Below are 14,915 nucleotides of genomic sequence, written 5' to 3' on the forward strand. Positions count from 1 at the left end.
TATCATAATTCACTCGTAAAGCTTACTCATTATTTCCCCTTTTCTTAGTACTTATTGTTTTAGTTCTTGATGTATTTGTTGGCGACCTTCTAACTGGAAGTCTCTCAACGTTTCTTGTTTGCTGGGTTCTATCAGTTTTGGTTCTGTCTACATTAGGTCGAACCGGATTGTGATTAATACTTTCAATACTTCTATAGGTTCTTGGTTCGAGCGTTTGAATTCTCGGACGGTATACTTTTAGGTCATTTCCATCGCGTACTGAAGGAGCATTTCTTTTTACATCTCTTATCGTCACAGGTACAATTTTTCTTGGAACATATCTTTGTACCTCATTTAGTTCGGGTCCTCTGGCATAGTAATGATTGTGATAGCTTGTTGTAGCGTGGTGATTATCTATTCTTATACGTCCAACAAAGGCATTATCTAAATTACTTCTTCCTCGATTGCTTATGTCTCGATCATAAATGTAGATTCGTTTAACAACATTCCAGTAAATAGGGGTTGGCCGCCAAGTACCATACCATACCACTACGTTCACACTAGGCATTAAAGGAGCCCATGCATAAAATTCATCAACATCTCCCCAAATAACCCAAGCGGGAGACCATTCGTACCCAGGAATCCATAACCATCCATAAAGATCGTCATAGAGCCAACGTCCATAATGAAATGGAGCCCAGCCCCATTCGTAATTAGAGACCCAAATCCATCCATCATAGGAGTAATCCCAATATCCATTTGTAAAATAAGGTCTAAAGTTACCATCTACTGAAGGATGCCAAACATGACCATAACCCGGATAATCAATCCAAATACCATGTGGAGATAATCCATCATAGAAATGTTGATAGGTTATCGTAGTAACCACTTGTTGGGCCACTAAGGTATTCGTGGCAGTTGTACCTAAAAATAGAAATAGACCTATTAATAGTACTTTTAAATTGAACAAAGATTTCATTTTTTTAGATTTTATCATTAAACGGTATTTAAAGATAAACCCTCCTGTCGCTTTCTGAAATGATATATATCAGTTGCTTTGATTTCCCTTAAAAACTTCGGCTAAGGATGCTCTTAGGATTCAATGAAAAGACACTTTTCAACATAATATTGAAGTGGCAATTTGCACAACCATTGCATTCTTATAATTGTATATTTGTTACAATGAAACTAATATCAGTCGTGTTTTCAGTTTATTTTCTGGTGCTTAATTTCTCACCTTGTGAAGATAATGAGGTGGGTGGCGATGATATTGTCACTGAAATAATGCAGCATTTAGATGATGATCTCGAAATAGATCTGTGTTCCCCTTTCTGTCAATGTCAATGTTGTCATATTTATGCTACCTATTTTGATCAAATGGATATAACTTCGTATTCAAGTGATATTTCTACACGGTTTTTTTTATATGTTAACGGTTTAGAAAAAGACTTTAATAGTTCTATTTTACAACCCCCTCAAGTATAATTCATATAAATTTTAAGGATGGCTATACCCATTTTTGAACCCAAAAGGATCTTCAATTCTAATAATTGTGATTTTTTACGTGATGATTTAAATCGAGAAGTTTTACTGAATTAATAAGTCAATTTCAGCGTTGCGCTCAGCAAATTTCAAAAAAAGGAGATCATTTTTATGTTTTTTCCGGTAGAAAGAGATAATAAAGATTGGAGTTTTGAACCCAATGAAGTAGTATTAGGAGCTGAAGATGATAATCGGGCTCGGCACAATTTCCGAAGAAAATGGAACTAAAGGCAATTTTTGATTATAACAATACTTGTTATTTGATTGCAGAGAAAAAGAAAAGCGAGACAGAAAATTCAAATTAATTATGCTAAACATGGAACAACTTTTTGAATCGAAAAATATAAGGGTAACGGCCATGCGATTGCTGATCTATAAGTTTCTCGTTGAGAAACAAGTCGCGGTCACTTTGAGTGATATTGAAAATGCTTTTGAAAAAGCCGATCGAACAACCTTATATAGAACGATAAAAAGGTTTGAAGAAAAAGCGATTGTTCATCAAATTGATGACGGAACTGGAATTACGAAATACGCTTTATGCGAAGCAGGCTGTAGATGTGAGATTGAAACCGATCTTCATTTACATTTTCACTGTAACAATTGTAATGAAACCATCTGTTTAACGGAACATAAGATTCCACAGATAAAGGTTCCAGAAGGTTTTATATCAGAAAATGTCAATTTGGTCGTAAAGGGAATTTGTGATAAATGTAGCAGCTAATATTGCACTTCCATTGCATGTGTTAATTGAATAGTTTTGAATAAAATTCATTGAATGCGTGTTAATGTAGTTTGTCCGAAAGGCTTAAAAAAGCATTTTTTAGACGAGTTGGCTTGTTATAGGGTGGAACTAAAAAAGGGAAATCTTACAGGCGCTTGGTTCCATCTAGAGCGCGCACATGTTTTAGGGCAATCTTATCCTTTTGAGCATAGCAAGGTGCATTATCTAATGTTGCAATTAGGTTTAAAAGCGCGGAATCCCAAAGAAGTATTTGGGCAACTCATACGATTGGTTTTTGGCGGTTGGAAATCTTTTATTGATCGGGTGCCGATTGGCAATACAGGCGGCGCGAATGTAGCTGCATTGGCTAGGTTCCCTATTTCAAGCGATTTAGACTACGTGTTAAAAAAATACAATAGAGAATAATAGCGATTAATTCAGTTCGAAAAGCCCTATTTAATTACACTATGAAAAAGAAAAAATTAAAATTGAGAGATCTTAAGTCGGCTTCTGAAGCAGATCACAATCATACTGATGGTCATCACCACGGAGGAAATTATAAGGGGCTTAAGATCTATATCCCAGCAATTGCAAGTTTTTTACCGCTTGCCATAGGTATTGCTTTAGATTATTTTGAAGTGTCTTTTTTTAAAGATTGGTTACGCCTAGCTTGGTACATTATAGCCTATCTACCTGTGGGATTTCCAGTTCTCAAAGACGGTTGGAAAAGTATTCAAAAAGGTGAGGTTTTTACTGAATTTTTCTTGATGTCTATTGCAACGGTAGGAGCATTCGGAATTGGTGAATATCCAGAGGCGGTTGCGGTAATGCTATTTTATGCAGTGGGCGAGTTATTCCAAGATGCTGCAGTGAGTAAAGCAAAGGGAAATATAAAAGCGCTTTTAGACGTGCGTCCGAAAGAAGCAAATGTTTTAAGAAATGGGGAAGTAATAAGCGTCCAACCTGAAACAGTTACGATAGGAGCGAAGATTCAGATACTAGTAGGAGAAAAAATTCCTTTAGATGGTATTCTCATTTCTGAAAAAGCCTCGTTAAATACTGCTGCTTTAACTGGTGAAAGCAAACCAGATACAATTATAAAAGGAACAAACGTTTTTGCCGGTAGTATAAATTTAGAAAACGTAATAGAAGTAGAAGTCACAAAAGCATATCAAGACAGTTCTATTGCAAGAATTTTAGATCTAGTTCAAAACGCAACGGCACGTAAATCAAAAACCGAATTATTTATTAGGCAGTTTGCGCGAGTCTATACGCCCATAGTCGTTTTTTTAGCTATTGGTGTCACTTTGTTGCCTTATTTTTTTGTAGCCGACTATGTTTTTAGGGATTGGCTCTATCGTGCCTTGATCTTTTTAGTAATATCGTGCCCTTGTGCTTTAGTGATCTCTATTCCGTTAGGTTATTTTGGTGGTTTGGGTGCAGCTTCTAAGAATGGAATCTTATTCAAAGGCGCTTCTTTTCTAGATGCAATGACCAAAATAAATACGTTGGTCATGGATAAAACGGGGACGGTTACCAAGGGTGTTTTTAAGATCACAAAGATCAAGGCTGTCAATTGGGGAGAGAAAGAATTTATGATGTATCTCATGGCTATGGAAGAAAATTCCACACATCCTATTGCGAAAGCTGTCTTAGCGTATAAAGCTGAAGGATCTGATTATAAGGCTTCAGACGTATCTGAAATTGCTGGAAAGGGCCTAAAAGGTACTGTAAATGGTAAAAAGGTATTAGTAGGTAATAAAGCCTTAATGACTGCAAATAACATACAAGTATTAGAGGAGACCGAAACTATCGTAGAATCTATTGTACTGATGGCGATAGCTGATCTATTCGTGGGTTATGTTGTAATTGCTGATGAATTAAAGGAAGATGCAAAAGAGACTATTACAGCATTACGCAAATTAGGGATTAAGAATTTAATCATGCTATCTGGCGATAAGGACTCGATTACTCAAAAAGTGGCAGCCGAATTAAACATTAAAATAGCCAAAGGAGGATTATTACCTGAAGACAAATTAAATGAGGTTGAAATCTTAAAGCAAAATCCTGATAATAAAATAGCGTTTATTGGTGATGGTATAAATGATGCGCCTGTACTAGCCGCAAGTCATGTTGGTATTGCAATGGGAGGTTTAGGAAGCGATGTTGCCATTGAAACTGCAGATGTGATCATTCAAACAGACCAGCCTTCAAAGGTAGTAAGAGCTATTAAAATAGGTCGGTCAACTCGAAAAATTGTTTGGCAAAATATTGCATTAGCCTTTGGTGTTAAATTGGTTGTATTAATTTTGGGAGCCGGAGGTTTAGCGAGTATGTGGGAAGCTGTATTTGCTGATGTAGGCGTTGCATTGCTGGCCATCTTGAATGCTGTTAGATTGCAACGAATGAATTGGGAATAAGTAAAAGGTATAATACGGTCATATCACAATCTGTATGTTGAAAGTAAAAAAAGAAACCGAATGCTCGTCTCACTCATTAACTAGATTGCAAATGATTCTAAGCCAATTGTTTTATAATTGAGTATTCTTCGGAATGCTACTTAATATATATTCAGAAAAGAAGAAATGGTTCAATTTATTATTAACTTGACCAAACGCTCAATTTAAAATAACAACCTATGAAATCATTCGATACACTTTCAGAAACTATGGCTTATTTACAGGCAAAAGGGTATAGCGTAGACTTTAATTTGAAGGCCGAACATCTTGAAAGCAATGCCTTAAAACTCAAATTACATCCTGAAGATTTTGATGTTGATAAGATGTATCGATTTGAAGGAATGAGTAGTACAGATGATAATAGTGTACTCTACGCTATTTCTTCAAAAAAAGGGATTAAAGGTCTTTTGGTAGATGCCTACGGCGTATATGCCCATAACATTTCAGAAGCAATGCGAAAAAAATTAAGATAAGAGTAGCTCACTTCTTGTGTTTAGTTTCTTGTTTTCCCGCTCTACAGCTGAAGTGAATTTTGCATTTTCGCAGAAAACAAAAAAACCCACAACTTTCGTTGTAGGTTTCCTTTTGCGGAGAAAGAGGGATTCGAACCCCCGGAGGTGTGACCCTCAACAGTTTTCAAGACTGCCGCATTCGACCACTCTGCCATTTCTCCATTAGCGAGGGCAAATATACTACCCTTTTTCTGTTTCTGAAAAGAATTTTGAAGAAAAACTAATCTAAAATTGGAATCGGCTTTTTATCCTCACCAATTGCGACGTATGTAAAGTAACCAGTCACAACTTTATCACGCTTTTCATTGTACATATCTTCCATAAAAATATCTACCTTAACCACACAGCTAGTGCGACCTACAGTGTTTACACGGGCAATTAATTCTATAATAGTGCCCTGTGGAATTGGCTTTGTAAAGTCAATACGCTCTGTTGAAACCGTCACTACTTTTTTTCTACTGAAACGCGTTGCACAAATAAACGAAGCTTCGTCCATCATATGTAATGTGGTTCCACCAAACAAAGTATCGTAATGATTTGTAGTATTTGGAAACACGGCTTTAAAAATTCGGGTTTCACTTTTATCTTTTCGTTCTTCCAGTTGGGTCATAGTAGTTGCCTTTTATTCAATAGGAATAAAGTATGAGTTTGTGCAATAAAAACAGCTGTCTATTCCTATTTTTGCGTTACAAAGATACTCCAATATGGCTACTAATATCATAGAAAAACTACAATGGCGTTATGCTACTAAAAAGTTTGATGCTTCAAAAAAACTTTCAGAAGAAAAACTAGAAATCCTTAAAGAGGCATTTAATCTAACAGCAACCTCATACGGTTTACAACCGTTAAAGATGGTAATTATAAGTGATTCGGAGATCAAAAAGCAATTGGTTCCTATGACCATGCAACAACAACAAGTAAATGATGCTTCGCATGTATTAATCTTGTGTATTGAAACCAATTTAGATGCAGCATATATCAAGCGATATTTCAATGATGTTGAGCAAACACGAAATACACCGCGTCATATTTTAGAACCTTTTGAGCAATTTTTGATCGAAGAATTTTCAGCAAAACCACAAGATCAAATTCTAAATTGGATGACGAAGCAAGCGTATTTGGCACTCGGTAATTTGCTCACGGTTTGCGCGTTAGAGGATATAGATGCGTGCCCAATTGAAGGCTTTGAGCCAAAAAAGTATGATGAATTCTTAGGTTTAAAAGAAAAAGGATTACAATCTGTGTTAGTCCTTCCAGTTGGCCATAGAGCTGCAGATGATCTGCACGCAACTCTTAAAAAAGTGCGGCGCGGAACCTCTCAAGTAATAATGGAGCTATAATTATTTTACTTAGGATTTTCGTGAAATTGTATTCTGTTATGTAATCTTTTTAGTTCACGATCCATCTGATCTACTTTTGCCAACAAATTAAAGATGATATCGATACCTTCAGGATTTACCGAAAGATCTTGATGCATCCTGATCATTTTCTCCACATCGTGAATTGCCTCTGTGTGAATACATTCTGTTTGTGAAACTAAAATACATTCAATAAGTCCCATTTCTTTTAAAGTTGAAAGAAAGGAAATTTCTACATTATAAATTTTGGAAACCTCTGTGACGGCTATATATTGGGTTGTTTTCATGATGATCGCAATTTTGAAAGCTCGTTGAACAATTCTTTTTCTTTTTCGGAAAGTGTGGTGGGTAATTTTACATCGTAGGTAACATAAAGATCACCATTGCTTCCTTCTTTTTTATAAATAGGGAATCCTTTGCCTTTTAATTTCACTTTTGTTCCTGGTTGTGTCCCAGACTTAATCTTGAGTTTAACCTTTCCGTCAAATGTTTCTACAGTTGTTTCACCGCCAAGAATCATGGTATAAAGGTCTAAAACCTCCGTTTTATAGAGATCATTTTTATCTCTTCGGAAATTGGTATTGTTGAGAATCGAAAAAGTGATGTACAAATCTCCCTTTGGGCCTCCTTGAACTCCAGGTCCGCCGTGCCCTTTAATCTTGATTACCTGTCCATTTTCAACGCCTGCCGGAATCGTTAACCGAATGTTTTTGTCATTAACGGTAATGGTCCGTTTATGTGTTGTATACACATCCTTCAAATTCAATTGCAGTTCGGCGTTGTAATCTTGTCCCTTATATTTTACTTGCCGACCAAATGGACTTCCGCCCTTGGAGCCCCCTTGTCTATTGAACATAGATTCAAAAAAATCTGAAAAATCGCCACCTTGAGCATTTTCATATCCTCCGCCTTGTGTTTGATAAGACCGTTGATATTGTTGTTGCTCTTTTTGTGCCTTTTTTATTTCATCAGCATGTTTCCAATCTTTTCCGAATTCGTCGTATTTCTTCCGATTTTCTGGATTACTAAGTACTTCGTTTGCCTCGTTTATTTCTTTAAACTTTTGTTCAGATTTGGGGTCATTCGGATTCACATCGGGGTGATATTTCCGTGCTAACTTCCGATAGGCCTTTTTGATATCAGCCGTACTAGCTTTTTTGTCTAATCCTAAAACTTTATAATAATCGATGTATTCCATAAATAAATTTCTACCAACCGTAAAATTACACAGTATGCATAAACGCAGCTATGATTTTAGTCACATTTATGCATTGAAGTTAGTAAATAATCTTCAAAATGTTAAACGCATAGTGTGATACTTTAATTTGATTATACTGAAAAAAGTACGGCTATTGACTTTCAGCATTTGGGGGCTTCTAGTATATTTACGACTTATTCATTTAGATTGATAAATTATGCCTGGATTTGAAGTTTTTGGTGCTGAAGAGCGAAAACAAGTGAACGATGTTTTAGAAAGTGGCGTCTTAATGCGTTACGGTTTCGACGGTATGCGAAATGGACATTGGAAAGCCAAAGAATTTGAAATTGCTTTTGCCGAACGCATGCAAGCTGCTCATTGTCAATTAGTATCAAGTGGTACATCTGCACTAACTGTTGCTTTGGCTGCGGCGGGTGTTGGGGCAGGAGACGAGGTGATCATGCCAACATTTACTTTTGTTGCCAGCTTTGAATCTATCATGATGCTTGGAGCCATACCCGTTTTGGTAGATATTGACGATACGCTTACGCTTGATCCAGCTGCTGTAGAAGCAGCAATAACGCCTAAGACACGTTGTATTATGCCAGTGCATATGTGTGGGTCTATGGCAGATCTTAGGGCTTTAAAAGCCATTTGTGAGAAACATGATCTGTTACTCCTTGAAGATGCTTGTCAGGCTATTGGCGGTACTTTTGAAGGAAAACCACTAGGAAGCTATGGCGATTTGGGATGTTTTTCATTCGACTTTGTAAAAACCATTACTTGTGGTGAAGGAGGAGGGATCATCACCAATAATGAGAAATATAAAATTAATTCCGATCAATATCAGGATCATGGGCATGACCATATTGGTCATGATCGCGGTGCGGAGACACATCCAACCTTGGGATATAATTTCCGTATTTCTGAATTGCATGCAGCGGTAGGCATTGCGCAGCTTGGGAAATTAGATGGAATTTTAAATAAACAATGTGAAAATTATACGATTCTTCGGGAGGCACTTTCGGAGGTTGATGGTGTTACCTTTCGCAGGGTACCAGACGGAGGTGTAGAGAATTATTCGTTTTTAAGTATTTTTCTTCCTTCGGAAGAGAAAGCGAAAAAGGCACATGCAGCCTTAAGCCAAGGTGGGATTGACGCTTGTTTTTATTGGTATACCAATAATTGGCACTACATTAACGGTTGGGAGCACCTTCGGAATCTGAAATCATTGGCGAAGCTTCCTTCCGAAGTAAAAGAAAACATGCAGGACCTTAATGCAACCAACTTTTCACAAAGTGATGCGTGGATGGGAAGAACTGTTTCAATGTTGATCAAAATAGGATGGGCGAAATCTGAAGTAGAGAGCCGTGCAAGAAAGATCCAACAAATAATACGAGAAACGCTAGTTTAATAACTTACATATTCTATAATCTCCAAGCCGTAACCTATCATGCCCACCCGCTTTTCTGTGTGATCGCTATTACTTATTAAACGAATTTTATGGATCCCAAGATCATGAAGAATCTGAGCCCCAATCCCGAAGTCTTTGGTGTCCATTTCAATGCGTGGTGCTTTTGCTACCTCGTTTGGTTTTTGATTAGTTTTCAGTTCTTTTAAACGGTGAAGTAGATTGAGCGACTGGCTCTCTTGATTGATAAACACAATAGCACCTTTCCCTTCCGAAGAGATCACGCGAAACATATCGTCTAGCTTTTTATCGGCATTATTGGTGAGAGTTCCTAAAATATCGTTGTTTACTAAGGTAGAGTTCATTCTAACCATAACAGCTTCGTTTTCCTTCCAAAAGCCTTTAGTAAGCGCAATATGAACCTGGTCGTTGGTGGTTTGTTTATAGGCTCGTAAACGAAATTCACCAAACTTAGTGTTCATTGTAAAGTCTTCCATTTTTTCGATCAAAGAATCATGCTCCATACGATAGGCCACTAAATCTTCAATAGAGACAAGTTTCAAATCAAACTTTTTAGCAACTTCTGCCAAATGTGGCAAGCGCGCCATGGTTCCGTCTTCGTTCATGATCTCGACAATAGCACCAGCGGGTTGTAGCCCAGCTAGTCTTGCAAAATCTATAGCAGCCTCTGTGTGCCCTGTTCTACGCAGCACTCCGCCATCTTTAGCCTTTAGCGGAAAAATATGACCCGGTCTACTTAGATCATGCGGTTTTGTTTCTGAAGAAACCAAGGCATGAATTGTTTTTGCCCTGTCTGCAGCCGAAATACCAGTGGTTACACCATTACCTTTTAGATCAACCGAAATAGTAAAGGCTGTTTCCATTGGATCGGTATTATTACCTACCATCATCTGTAAATTGAGTTCCTTGCAGCGTGATTCGGTCAAAGGAGTACAAATTAGACCTCGGCCATGTGTAGCCATAAAATTGATGATCTCAGGTGTGATCATTTCCGCAGCAGCAACAAAATCACCTTCATTTTCTCTATCCTGATCATCAACGACAATAATAACCTTGCCCTGCTTTATATCTTCAATAGCTTCGTGAATTGTATCTAGCTTAATGACAGTTTGATTTTGAGTGGTGATCATAGTGAAAAATTTATAGTGCAAAGATACGGATTGTGTAGAATTCAGAATAATCTAGCTGTCCTTCTTCTTAAAAAGTCTTGTAAATCGCTGTGTAAAAGAATCAATATCAAAGATACCTTGATCTGTGGTTGCGCGATATGTAAGCCAGACACCCAATGGTAGCATAATAAAGGTACTGAACCAAGTGGCAATAAAAGGGTGGAGGGTACCATCTTCGGAACTGTTTTTTGCAAAGATGCCTATAAAGTGATACGTTAGAAATAGCAATATGGCAATTACCATTGGTAGTCCCATACCACCTTTGCGAATGATCGCTCCAAGGGGAGCACCCACAAAGAATAAAATAATACAAGCCACCGCAAGAACATACTTTTCCTGAAGCGCTATTTTATGTTTATTTAGATTTTTTGTCTTTTTAAGGAAGTCTTGTTTTTTAGATTTTATCGATTGTAGCGTACCCCGAACATTGTTAAGCGCCAAGTTAGCGATCTCACTTTGCCTTTCAGGCTCAAAAATTTGTAAAACTGAGGTTATAGTGTCTGCTTCAGGTGCCTTCTTTTTTTGGGAGGCATTCTCCTGAAATTTAGACATGCCGCTACGATAATACATATTGTCTGCAAAGGTGGTAATGTCTTTAGATAATTTGTAGGAAAGCGAATCAATTTCAACCACCAACTCACTAATTTTATACATGTTTTGGTTGTTGAAATCATTATCCTTCTCCATATCCGTATTATTGAGCTCTGTAAGATCAATATTGATAATGTATTCTTCAAATGCACTTTTAGCAAAAGGTTTTCTATTTCTTTTCCGTACATCTTTGATCCAGATATCTTCGTAATAATTACCGTCCCTTAAAATAAGCGACAAGGTATTACTGCCTTCAGCGCTAACAAGTTCGCCGTTATCGGCCAGCATCACTGTATAGTTTCCGTTTGGTTTTTCTGGATTTTTTTTATGAATGACCACGTCTTTTAGGAATTGATCACGATCACCGCTTTTTTCAGCTACTTTAATGTTAAAGGCATCGCCGATCTCGGTAAACTGCCCTTCAGCAATAACCATCGACGGACTCACCTGTGCGATATTCCGACGAAGATTCTGCCATTTATACTCTGAATACGGAATTACATTGTTTGCAAAAAAGAAGGCAGTGATACTTAGTAAAAGAATAAAGACCATCAAGCTTCGCATAGCACGTTGAAGCGAGATCCCAGTAGACTTCATAGCGGCAAATTCATAATTTTCAGAGAAATTTCCGAAGACCATCAGAGATGTCACAAGAATACTAAGCGGTAGAACCAAAGGAACGATCTTTGGTGAATAAAACCATAAAAATTTTAAAATGATAGGAAGGTCTAGGTCTTTACCCGCCAATTCACTAATGTAGAGCCAGATACCCTGCAATACAAAAATCATCAATAAAATAATGAAGACGCTTAAAAACGTCTTCACAAATGCAGTTAATATGTACCGGTCTAATATTTTCACCTCTGGAGATTAATCCAACTTATTGATATAATAGCCATCTTTTTCATATTTGGCTTCATCAAAGGTAAACAAGGTTTTTGAAACAGGTTGATTCGTTTTAAAAGAATTTACTGTTAAGGTATACTTAGTACCCTTAGCGTCTGTTTGTATTAACTTGTAGATATGCTTGGTCTGTGCGTCGATACCTAGAAGAATATTTTTGATCTCTGCTCTACTGTCGATAGGCGAAAGCTTAACAAACTGGATCTTACGACCTTTTACATCCTGTACGATATCCATTTTATAGGTATATCCTTTTTCATAAAAAGTAAGCATCTTAGAGGGGGTAATTTCCTTATCATCTGCAGGATTGTAAGCAGAAATAGTTACTTCTTCATCTTCTGGTACAATGGTGTAAATATTCTTTCCATCAAACATACGTGTAGTTCCAAGCATATTTAAAACATATTTATCACCCGAAAGCGTTACATCGCCTCGTGTATCTTGATTAACACCTTCTTTGGCATTGTTTAAATTGTATTTAAAGTCGATCGCAATATTATCATAGCTCCGTACTTTAGTAGAAACTTCCTTAAGGAGTGACTTCGCATCCTGAGCCTGAGTAAATCCGAAGGCACATATTGCTACTAAAACTAAAATTACTTTTTTCATGATGTTTGCTTATTGTTCGTTGTCTAAAAGTTGGTTTAATGCTTCAATTGTTGGAACGAGTACTTGTCTTGCTTTGCTACCTTCAAAAGGTCCTACAACACCAGCAGCTTCTAATTGATCAATGATCCTTCCTGCTCTGTTATAGCCTAGTTTTAGTTTTCGTTGTAACAAGGAAGCCGAGCCTTGTTGTGCAATCACTAAAACTTCTGCAGCATCGCGGAATAATGCATCCCGTTCTGAGATGTTATTATCAAGATTTGTGCCACCTTCTTCACCAGCGTATTCAGGTAATAAATACGCATCGGGATATGCCTTTTGAGAACCAATAAAGTCAGTGATATCAGCAACTTCGGGCGTATCAACAAAAGCACATTGTACTCGGGTTAAATCGTTTCCTTGTGTGTACAGCATGTCACCCCGACCTATCAATTGATCGGCACCACTATTGTCTAAAATAGTACGTGAATCGATCTTACTGGTTACCCTAAATGCAATACGTGCCGGGAAGTTCGCTTTTATGATACCGGTAATTACATTTACCGACGGTCTTTGTGTTGCAACTATTAAGTGAATTCCAATAGCTCTTGCCAATTGAGCTAAACGAGCAATAGGTGTTTCTACTTCTTTCCCTGCTGTCATGATCAAATCGGCAAATTCGTCAATTACAAGTACGATATACGGTAAATAACGGTGTCCGTCGTTTGGATTAAGCTTTCTCGATTTAAACTTTACGTTATACTCTTTAATGTTTCGCACCATGGCGTCTTTCAGCAGGTCATAACGGGCATCCATTTCAATACAAAGTGAATTGAGTGTATGAATTACCTTGGTGGTGTCGGTAATGATCGCTTCTTCGGTGTCAGGAAGTTTCGCCAAATAATGACGTTCAATTTTGTTGAAGAGCGTTAATTCTACTTTTTTCGGGTCAACCAGAATAAATTTCACCTCTGCGGGGTGTTTTTTATAAAGTAGGGAAGTAAGGATTGCGTTGAGACCAACCGATTTCCCTTGTCCGGTGGCACCAGCCATGAGCAGGTGTGGCATCTTCGCGAGATCTACTACAAAAGTTTCATTGCTAATGGTTTTACCAAGCGTTAGCGGTAGTTCCATTTCGGCATTTTGAAATTTAGGCGAAGCAATTGCAGAGCGCATTGATACGATCTTCGGGTTTTTATTTGGTACTTCAATCCCAATGGTTCCACGCCCCGGAATAGGAGCGATGATCCTGATACCTAATGCCGATAGTGATAGTGCAATGTCATCTTCCAAGTTCTTGATCTTCGAAATACGAACACCAGCTTCTGGCACGATCTCATAAAGCGTAACCGTTGGACCCACAGTAGCTTTAATATTAGCGATCCCAATTTTATAATTATTGAGGGTTTCTACAATTCGGTTTTTATTTTCTTCAAGCTCTTCTTGATTGATCGTAATGCCTTGTCCTTTGGTATAATCTTTTAGCAAATCGATGGTAGGAAACTTGTAATTACTCAGTTCGAGCGTTGGATCAAACTCACCAAAATCTTCAACGAGTTTTTCGCTTACGGTCTGTGGTACTTCTTCGGCCGCAGCTTCTACTTCCATAGCAACATCATCTTCAGAAGATTGTAAAACAATTTTTTCTGAAGGATTTATGATTACTTCGGAAGCGATCTCTTCGGAAATGATCGTTTTGAGCATTGGTTCTTCAAATGTAACTTGCTCTTGGACTGGTTTTTTAGTTTGGATATTTTCTTCCGAAGAAACATCAGAAACCGAAGACGTAGCAGTTTCCGAAGTAAAATCGGATGCAACTTCAGCCTTTGTTCTTTTAAAAGCAGCACTTACACGTTCGGGCGTTACCTTTAAACGCACCACTAAATATATGATCGCTAAAAAAGCCATCACAAGAATTGCTCCTATGAGTCCGAGATAATCTTGTAAAAGATCATTGATCTCAAAACCAATTACACCACTAAGTAAGGCGTTTTTTTCGGTAAAAAATCCGAAGAAAACAGCAAGCCAGATCATCAATAAAATACCCCAAAACCAAAAGCGCTTGAGTTGTGTCTTTGTATAATCAAAAAAGAAATAGATACCGGTCAACGTTATGAGACCAGCCAATGCAAAGGCAGCAATACCGAAGCCGTCATAAATAAAGAAATGACCCACGTTACTGCCAAACTTATTGAGCCAGTTTTTGGTGGGTGCCTCTCGGTTGGTTATCAATCCTATTTCGCTTTGGTCTGCTTGCCATGTAAAAAAATAGGAGGCAAAAGAAAATAAAAGAGCCAGCCCTAAAAGGAATAAAAAGCTTCCGAGTATTATTTTTTGTTGTTTAGACAGCGCTAGCGTAATGGGCTTACGAGGTGCTTTTGGTTTTTTGGTAGGTTTTTTCTTTGCTTTGGCCATGTAAGGTTAAGATGTCGTTGAACAAAAGTACAAATTGTTAACGCTTCAATC

15 protein-coding genes and 1 tRNA gene are annotated in these 14,915 nt (G+C 37.6%); 7 read left to right on the top strand and 9 right to left on the bottom strand.

Going from position 1 to position 14,915, the window contains the following annotated elements; genetic code table 11:
- Window positions 1-22: 22 nt before the first annotated feature.
- Window positions 23-976 (bottom strand): DUF6600 domain-containing protein, encoded by a 954-nt coding sequence (locus tag ACY2RU_RS13795; protein ID WP_490139058.1) that lies wholly within the window; start codon window positions 974-976, stop codon window positions 23-25.
- Between the two features lie 185 nt (window positions 977-1,161).
- Between ACY2RU_RS13795 and ACY2RU_RS13800 the strand changes: the two genes are divergently transcribed.
- The 5 genes from ACY2RU_RS13800 to ACY2RU_RS13820 all read left to right on the top strand — a co-directional run bounded on the left by ACY2RU_RS13800 (window position 1,162) and on the right by ACY2RU_RS13820 (window position 5,174).
- Window positions 1,162-1,464: a DUF6660 family protein gene (locus ACY2RU_RS13800; RefSeq protein WP_490139059.1), complete on the top strand. Its 303-nt coding sequence runs from the start codon at window positions 1,162-1,164 to the stop codon at window positions 1,462-1,464.
- 364 nt (window positions 1,465-1,828) lie between these two features.
- The gene (locus tag ACY2RU_RS13805; protein WP_490139060.1) at window positions 1,829-2,242 is read left to right on the top strand and encodes a Fur family transcriptional regulator; all 414 of its coding nucleotides are present in this window, start codon (window positions 1,829-1,831) and stop codon (window positions 2,240-2,242) included.
- Between the two features lie 54 nt (window positions 2,243-2,296).
- A complete protein-coding gene (locus tag ACY2RU_RS13810) occupies window positions 2,297-2,668 on the top strand; it encodes a DUF3703 domain-containing protein (protein WP_490139061.1) in 372 nt (123 codons plus the stop codon).
- Window positions 2,669-2,709: 41 nt separating this feature from the next.
- Window positions 2,710-4,662 carry a heavy metal translocating P-type ATPase gene (locus ACY2RU_RS13815; RefSeq protein WP_490139062.1) on the top strand — a complete coding sequence of 651 codons (1,953 nt, stop codon included), beginning with the start codon at window positions 2,710-2,712 and terminating at the stop codon, window positions 4,660-4,662.
- A gap of 218 nt (window positions 4,663-4,880) precedes the next feature.
- Window positions 4,881-5,174 carry a phosphoribosylpyrophosphate synthetase gene (locus tag ACY2RU_RS13820; protein ID WP_490139063.1) on the top strand — a complete coding sequence of 98 codons (294 nt, stop codon included), beginning with the start codon at window positions 4,881-4,883 and terminating at the stop codon, window positions 5,172-5,174.
- 115 nt (window positions 5,175-5,289) lie between these two features.
- On the opposite strand, the gene ACY2RU_RS13825 is transcribed toward ACY2RU_RS13820, so the two are convergent.
- Window positions 5,290-5,374 (bottom strand) — tRNA-Ser (locus ACY2RU_RS13825).
- Window positions 5,375-5,433: 59 nt separating this feature from the next.
- Complete coding sequence (locus ACY2RU_RS13830; protein WP_490139064.1) at window positions 5,434-5,823, bottom strand: acyl-CoA thioesterase; 390 nt, start codon at window positions 5,821-5,823, stop codon at window positions 5,434-5,436.
- Between the two features lie 94 nt (window positions 5,824-5,917).
- Between ACY2RU_RS13830 and ACY2RU_RS13835 the strand changes: the two genes are divergently transcribed.
- Window positions 5,918-6,553 (top strand): nitroreductase family protein, encoded by a 636-nt coding sequence (locus ACY2RU_RS13835; protein ID WP_490139065.1) that lies wholly within the window; start codon window positions 5,918-5,920, stop codon window positions 6,551-6,553.
- Between the two features lie 5 nt (window positions 6,554-6,558).
- On the opposite strand, the gene ACY2RU_RS13840 is transcribed toward ACY2RU_RS13835, so the two are convergent.
- Entirely contained in the window at window positions 6,559-6,858 is a 300-nt protein-coding gene (locus ACY2RU_RS13840; protein WP_490139066.1) for a chaperone modulator CbpM, read from the bottom strand.
- Window positions 6,855-7,769, bottom strand: a complete 915-nt coding sequence (locus tag ACY2RU_RS13845) for a DnaJ C-terminal domain-containing protein (RefSeq protein ID WP_490139067.1) — start codon at window positions 7,767-7,769, stop codon at window positions 6,855-6,857. Before ACY2RU_RS13845 ends, ACY2RU_RS13840 begins: the two co-directional genes overlap by 4 nt.
- Before the next feature lie 217 nt (window positions 7,770-7,986).
- Here ACY2RU_RS13845 and ACY2RU_RS13850 point away from each other — a divergent pair, with 217 nt between their 5' ends.
- A complete protein-coding gene (locus ACY2RU_RS13850; RefSeq protein ID WP_490139068.1) occupies window positions 7,987-9,183 on the top strand; it encodes a DegT/DnrJ/EryC1/StrS family aminotransferase in 1,197 nt (398 codons plus the stop codon).
- Here the strand turns inward: ACY2RU_RS13850 and ribB are convergent.
- The 4 genes from ribB to ACY2RU_RS13870 are packed head-to-tail and all read right to left on the bottom strand — an operon-like array spanning window position 9,180 to window position 14,864.
- Complete coding sequence (gene ribB, locus ACY2RU_RS13855) at window positions 9,180-10,331, bottom strand: 3,4-dihydroxy-2-butanone-4-phosphate synthase (RefSeq protein WP_490139069.1); 1,152 nt, start codon at window positions 10,329-10,331, stop codon at window positions 9,180-9,182. The two genes, ACY2RU_RS13850 and ribB, sit on opposite strands and share 4 nt — an antisense overlap.
- A gap of 51 nt (window positions 10,332-10,382) precedes the next feature.
- Entirely contained in the window at window positions 10,383-11,822 is a 1,440-nt protein-coding gene (locus ACY2RU_RS13860; protein WP_490139070.1) for an LptF/LptG family permease, read from the bottom strand.
- Between the two features lie 9 nt (window positions 11,823-11,831).
- Entirely contained in the window at window positions 11,832-12,473 is a 642-nt protein-coding gene (lolA1, locus tag ACY2RU_RS13865; RefSeq protein WP_490139071.1) for an outer membrane lipoprotein periplasmic chaperone LolA1, read from the bottom strand.
- A gap of 9 nt (window positions 12,474-12,482) precedes the next feature.
- On the bottom strand, window positions 12,483-14,864 hold the full coding sequence (locus ACY2RU_RS13870; RefSeq protein WP_490139072.1) for an FtsK/SpoIIIE family DNA translocase: 2,382 nt from the start codon (window positions 14,862-14,864) through the stop codon (window positions 12,483-12,485).
- Between the last annotated feature and the right edge of the window lie 51 nt (window positions 14,865-14,915).

The sequence above is a fragment of the Ulvibacter sp. 2305UL32-6 genome, from assembly GCF_058148545.1.

Excerpts from the sequence above, each read along its gene's own strand:
- ACY2RU_RS13795 (WP_490139058.1), bottom strand. The coding sequence starts at position 976 with ATGATAAAATCTAAAAAAATGAAATCTTTGTTCAATTTAAAAGTACTA.
- ACY2RU_RS13800 (WP_490139059.1), top strand. The coding sequence starts at position 1,162 with ATGAAACTAATATCAGTCGTGTTTTCAGTTTATTTTCTGGTGCTTAAT.
- ACY2RU_RS13805 (WP_490139060.1), top strand. The coding sequence starts at position 1,829 with ATGCTAAACATGGAACAACTTTTTGAATCGAAAAATATAAGGGTAACG.
- ACY2RU_RS13810 (WP_490139061.1), top strand. The coding sequence starts at position 2,297 with ATGCGTGTTAATGTAGTTTGTCCGAAAGGCTTAAAAAAGCATTTTTTA.
- ACY2RU_RS13815 (WP_490139062.1), top strand. The coding sequence starts at position 2,710 with ATGAAAAAGAAAAAATTAAAATTGAGAGATCTTAAGTCGGCTTCTGAA.
- ACY2RU_RS13820 (WP_490139063.1), top strand. The coding sequence starts at position 4,881 with ATGAAATCATTCGATACACTTTCAGAAACTATGGCTTATTTACAGGCA.
- ACY2RU_RS13830 (WP_490139064.1), bottom strand. The coding sequence starts at position 5,823 with ATGACCCAACTGGAAGAACGAAAAGATAAAAGTGAAACCCGAATTTTT.
- ACY2RU_RS13835 (WP_490139065.1), top strand. The coding sequence starts at position 5,918 with ATGGCTACTAATATCATAGAAAAACTACAATGGCGTTATGCTACTAAA.
- ACY2RU_RS13840 (WP_490139066.1), bottom strand. The coding sequence starts at position 6,858 with ATGAAAACAACCCAATATATAGCCGTCACAGAGGTTTCCAAAATTTAT.
- ACY2RU_RS13845 (WP_490139067.1), bottom strand. The coding sequence starts at position 7,769 with ATGGAATACATCGATTATTATAAAGTTTTAGGATTAGACAAAAAAGCT.
- ACY2RU_RS13850 (WP_490139068.1), top strand. The coding sequence starts at position 7,987 with ATGCCTGGATTTGAAGTTTTTGGTGCTGAAGAGCGAAAACAAGTGAAC.
- ribB (WP_490139069.1), bottom strand. The coding sequence starts at position 10,331 with ATGATCACCACTCAAAATCAAACTGTCATTAAGCTAGATACAATTCAC.
- lolA1 (WP_490139071.1), bottom strand. The coding sequence starts at position 12,473 with ATGAAAAAAGTAATTTTAGTTTTAGTAGCAATATGTGCCTTCGGATTT.
- ACY2RU_RS13870 (WP_490139072.1), bottom strand. The coding sequence starts at position 14,864 with ATGGCCAAAGCAAAGAAAAAACCTACCAAAAAACCAAAAGCACCTCGT.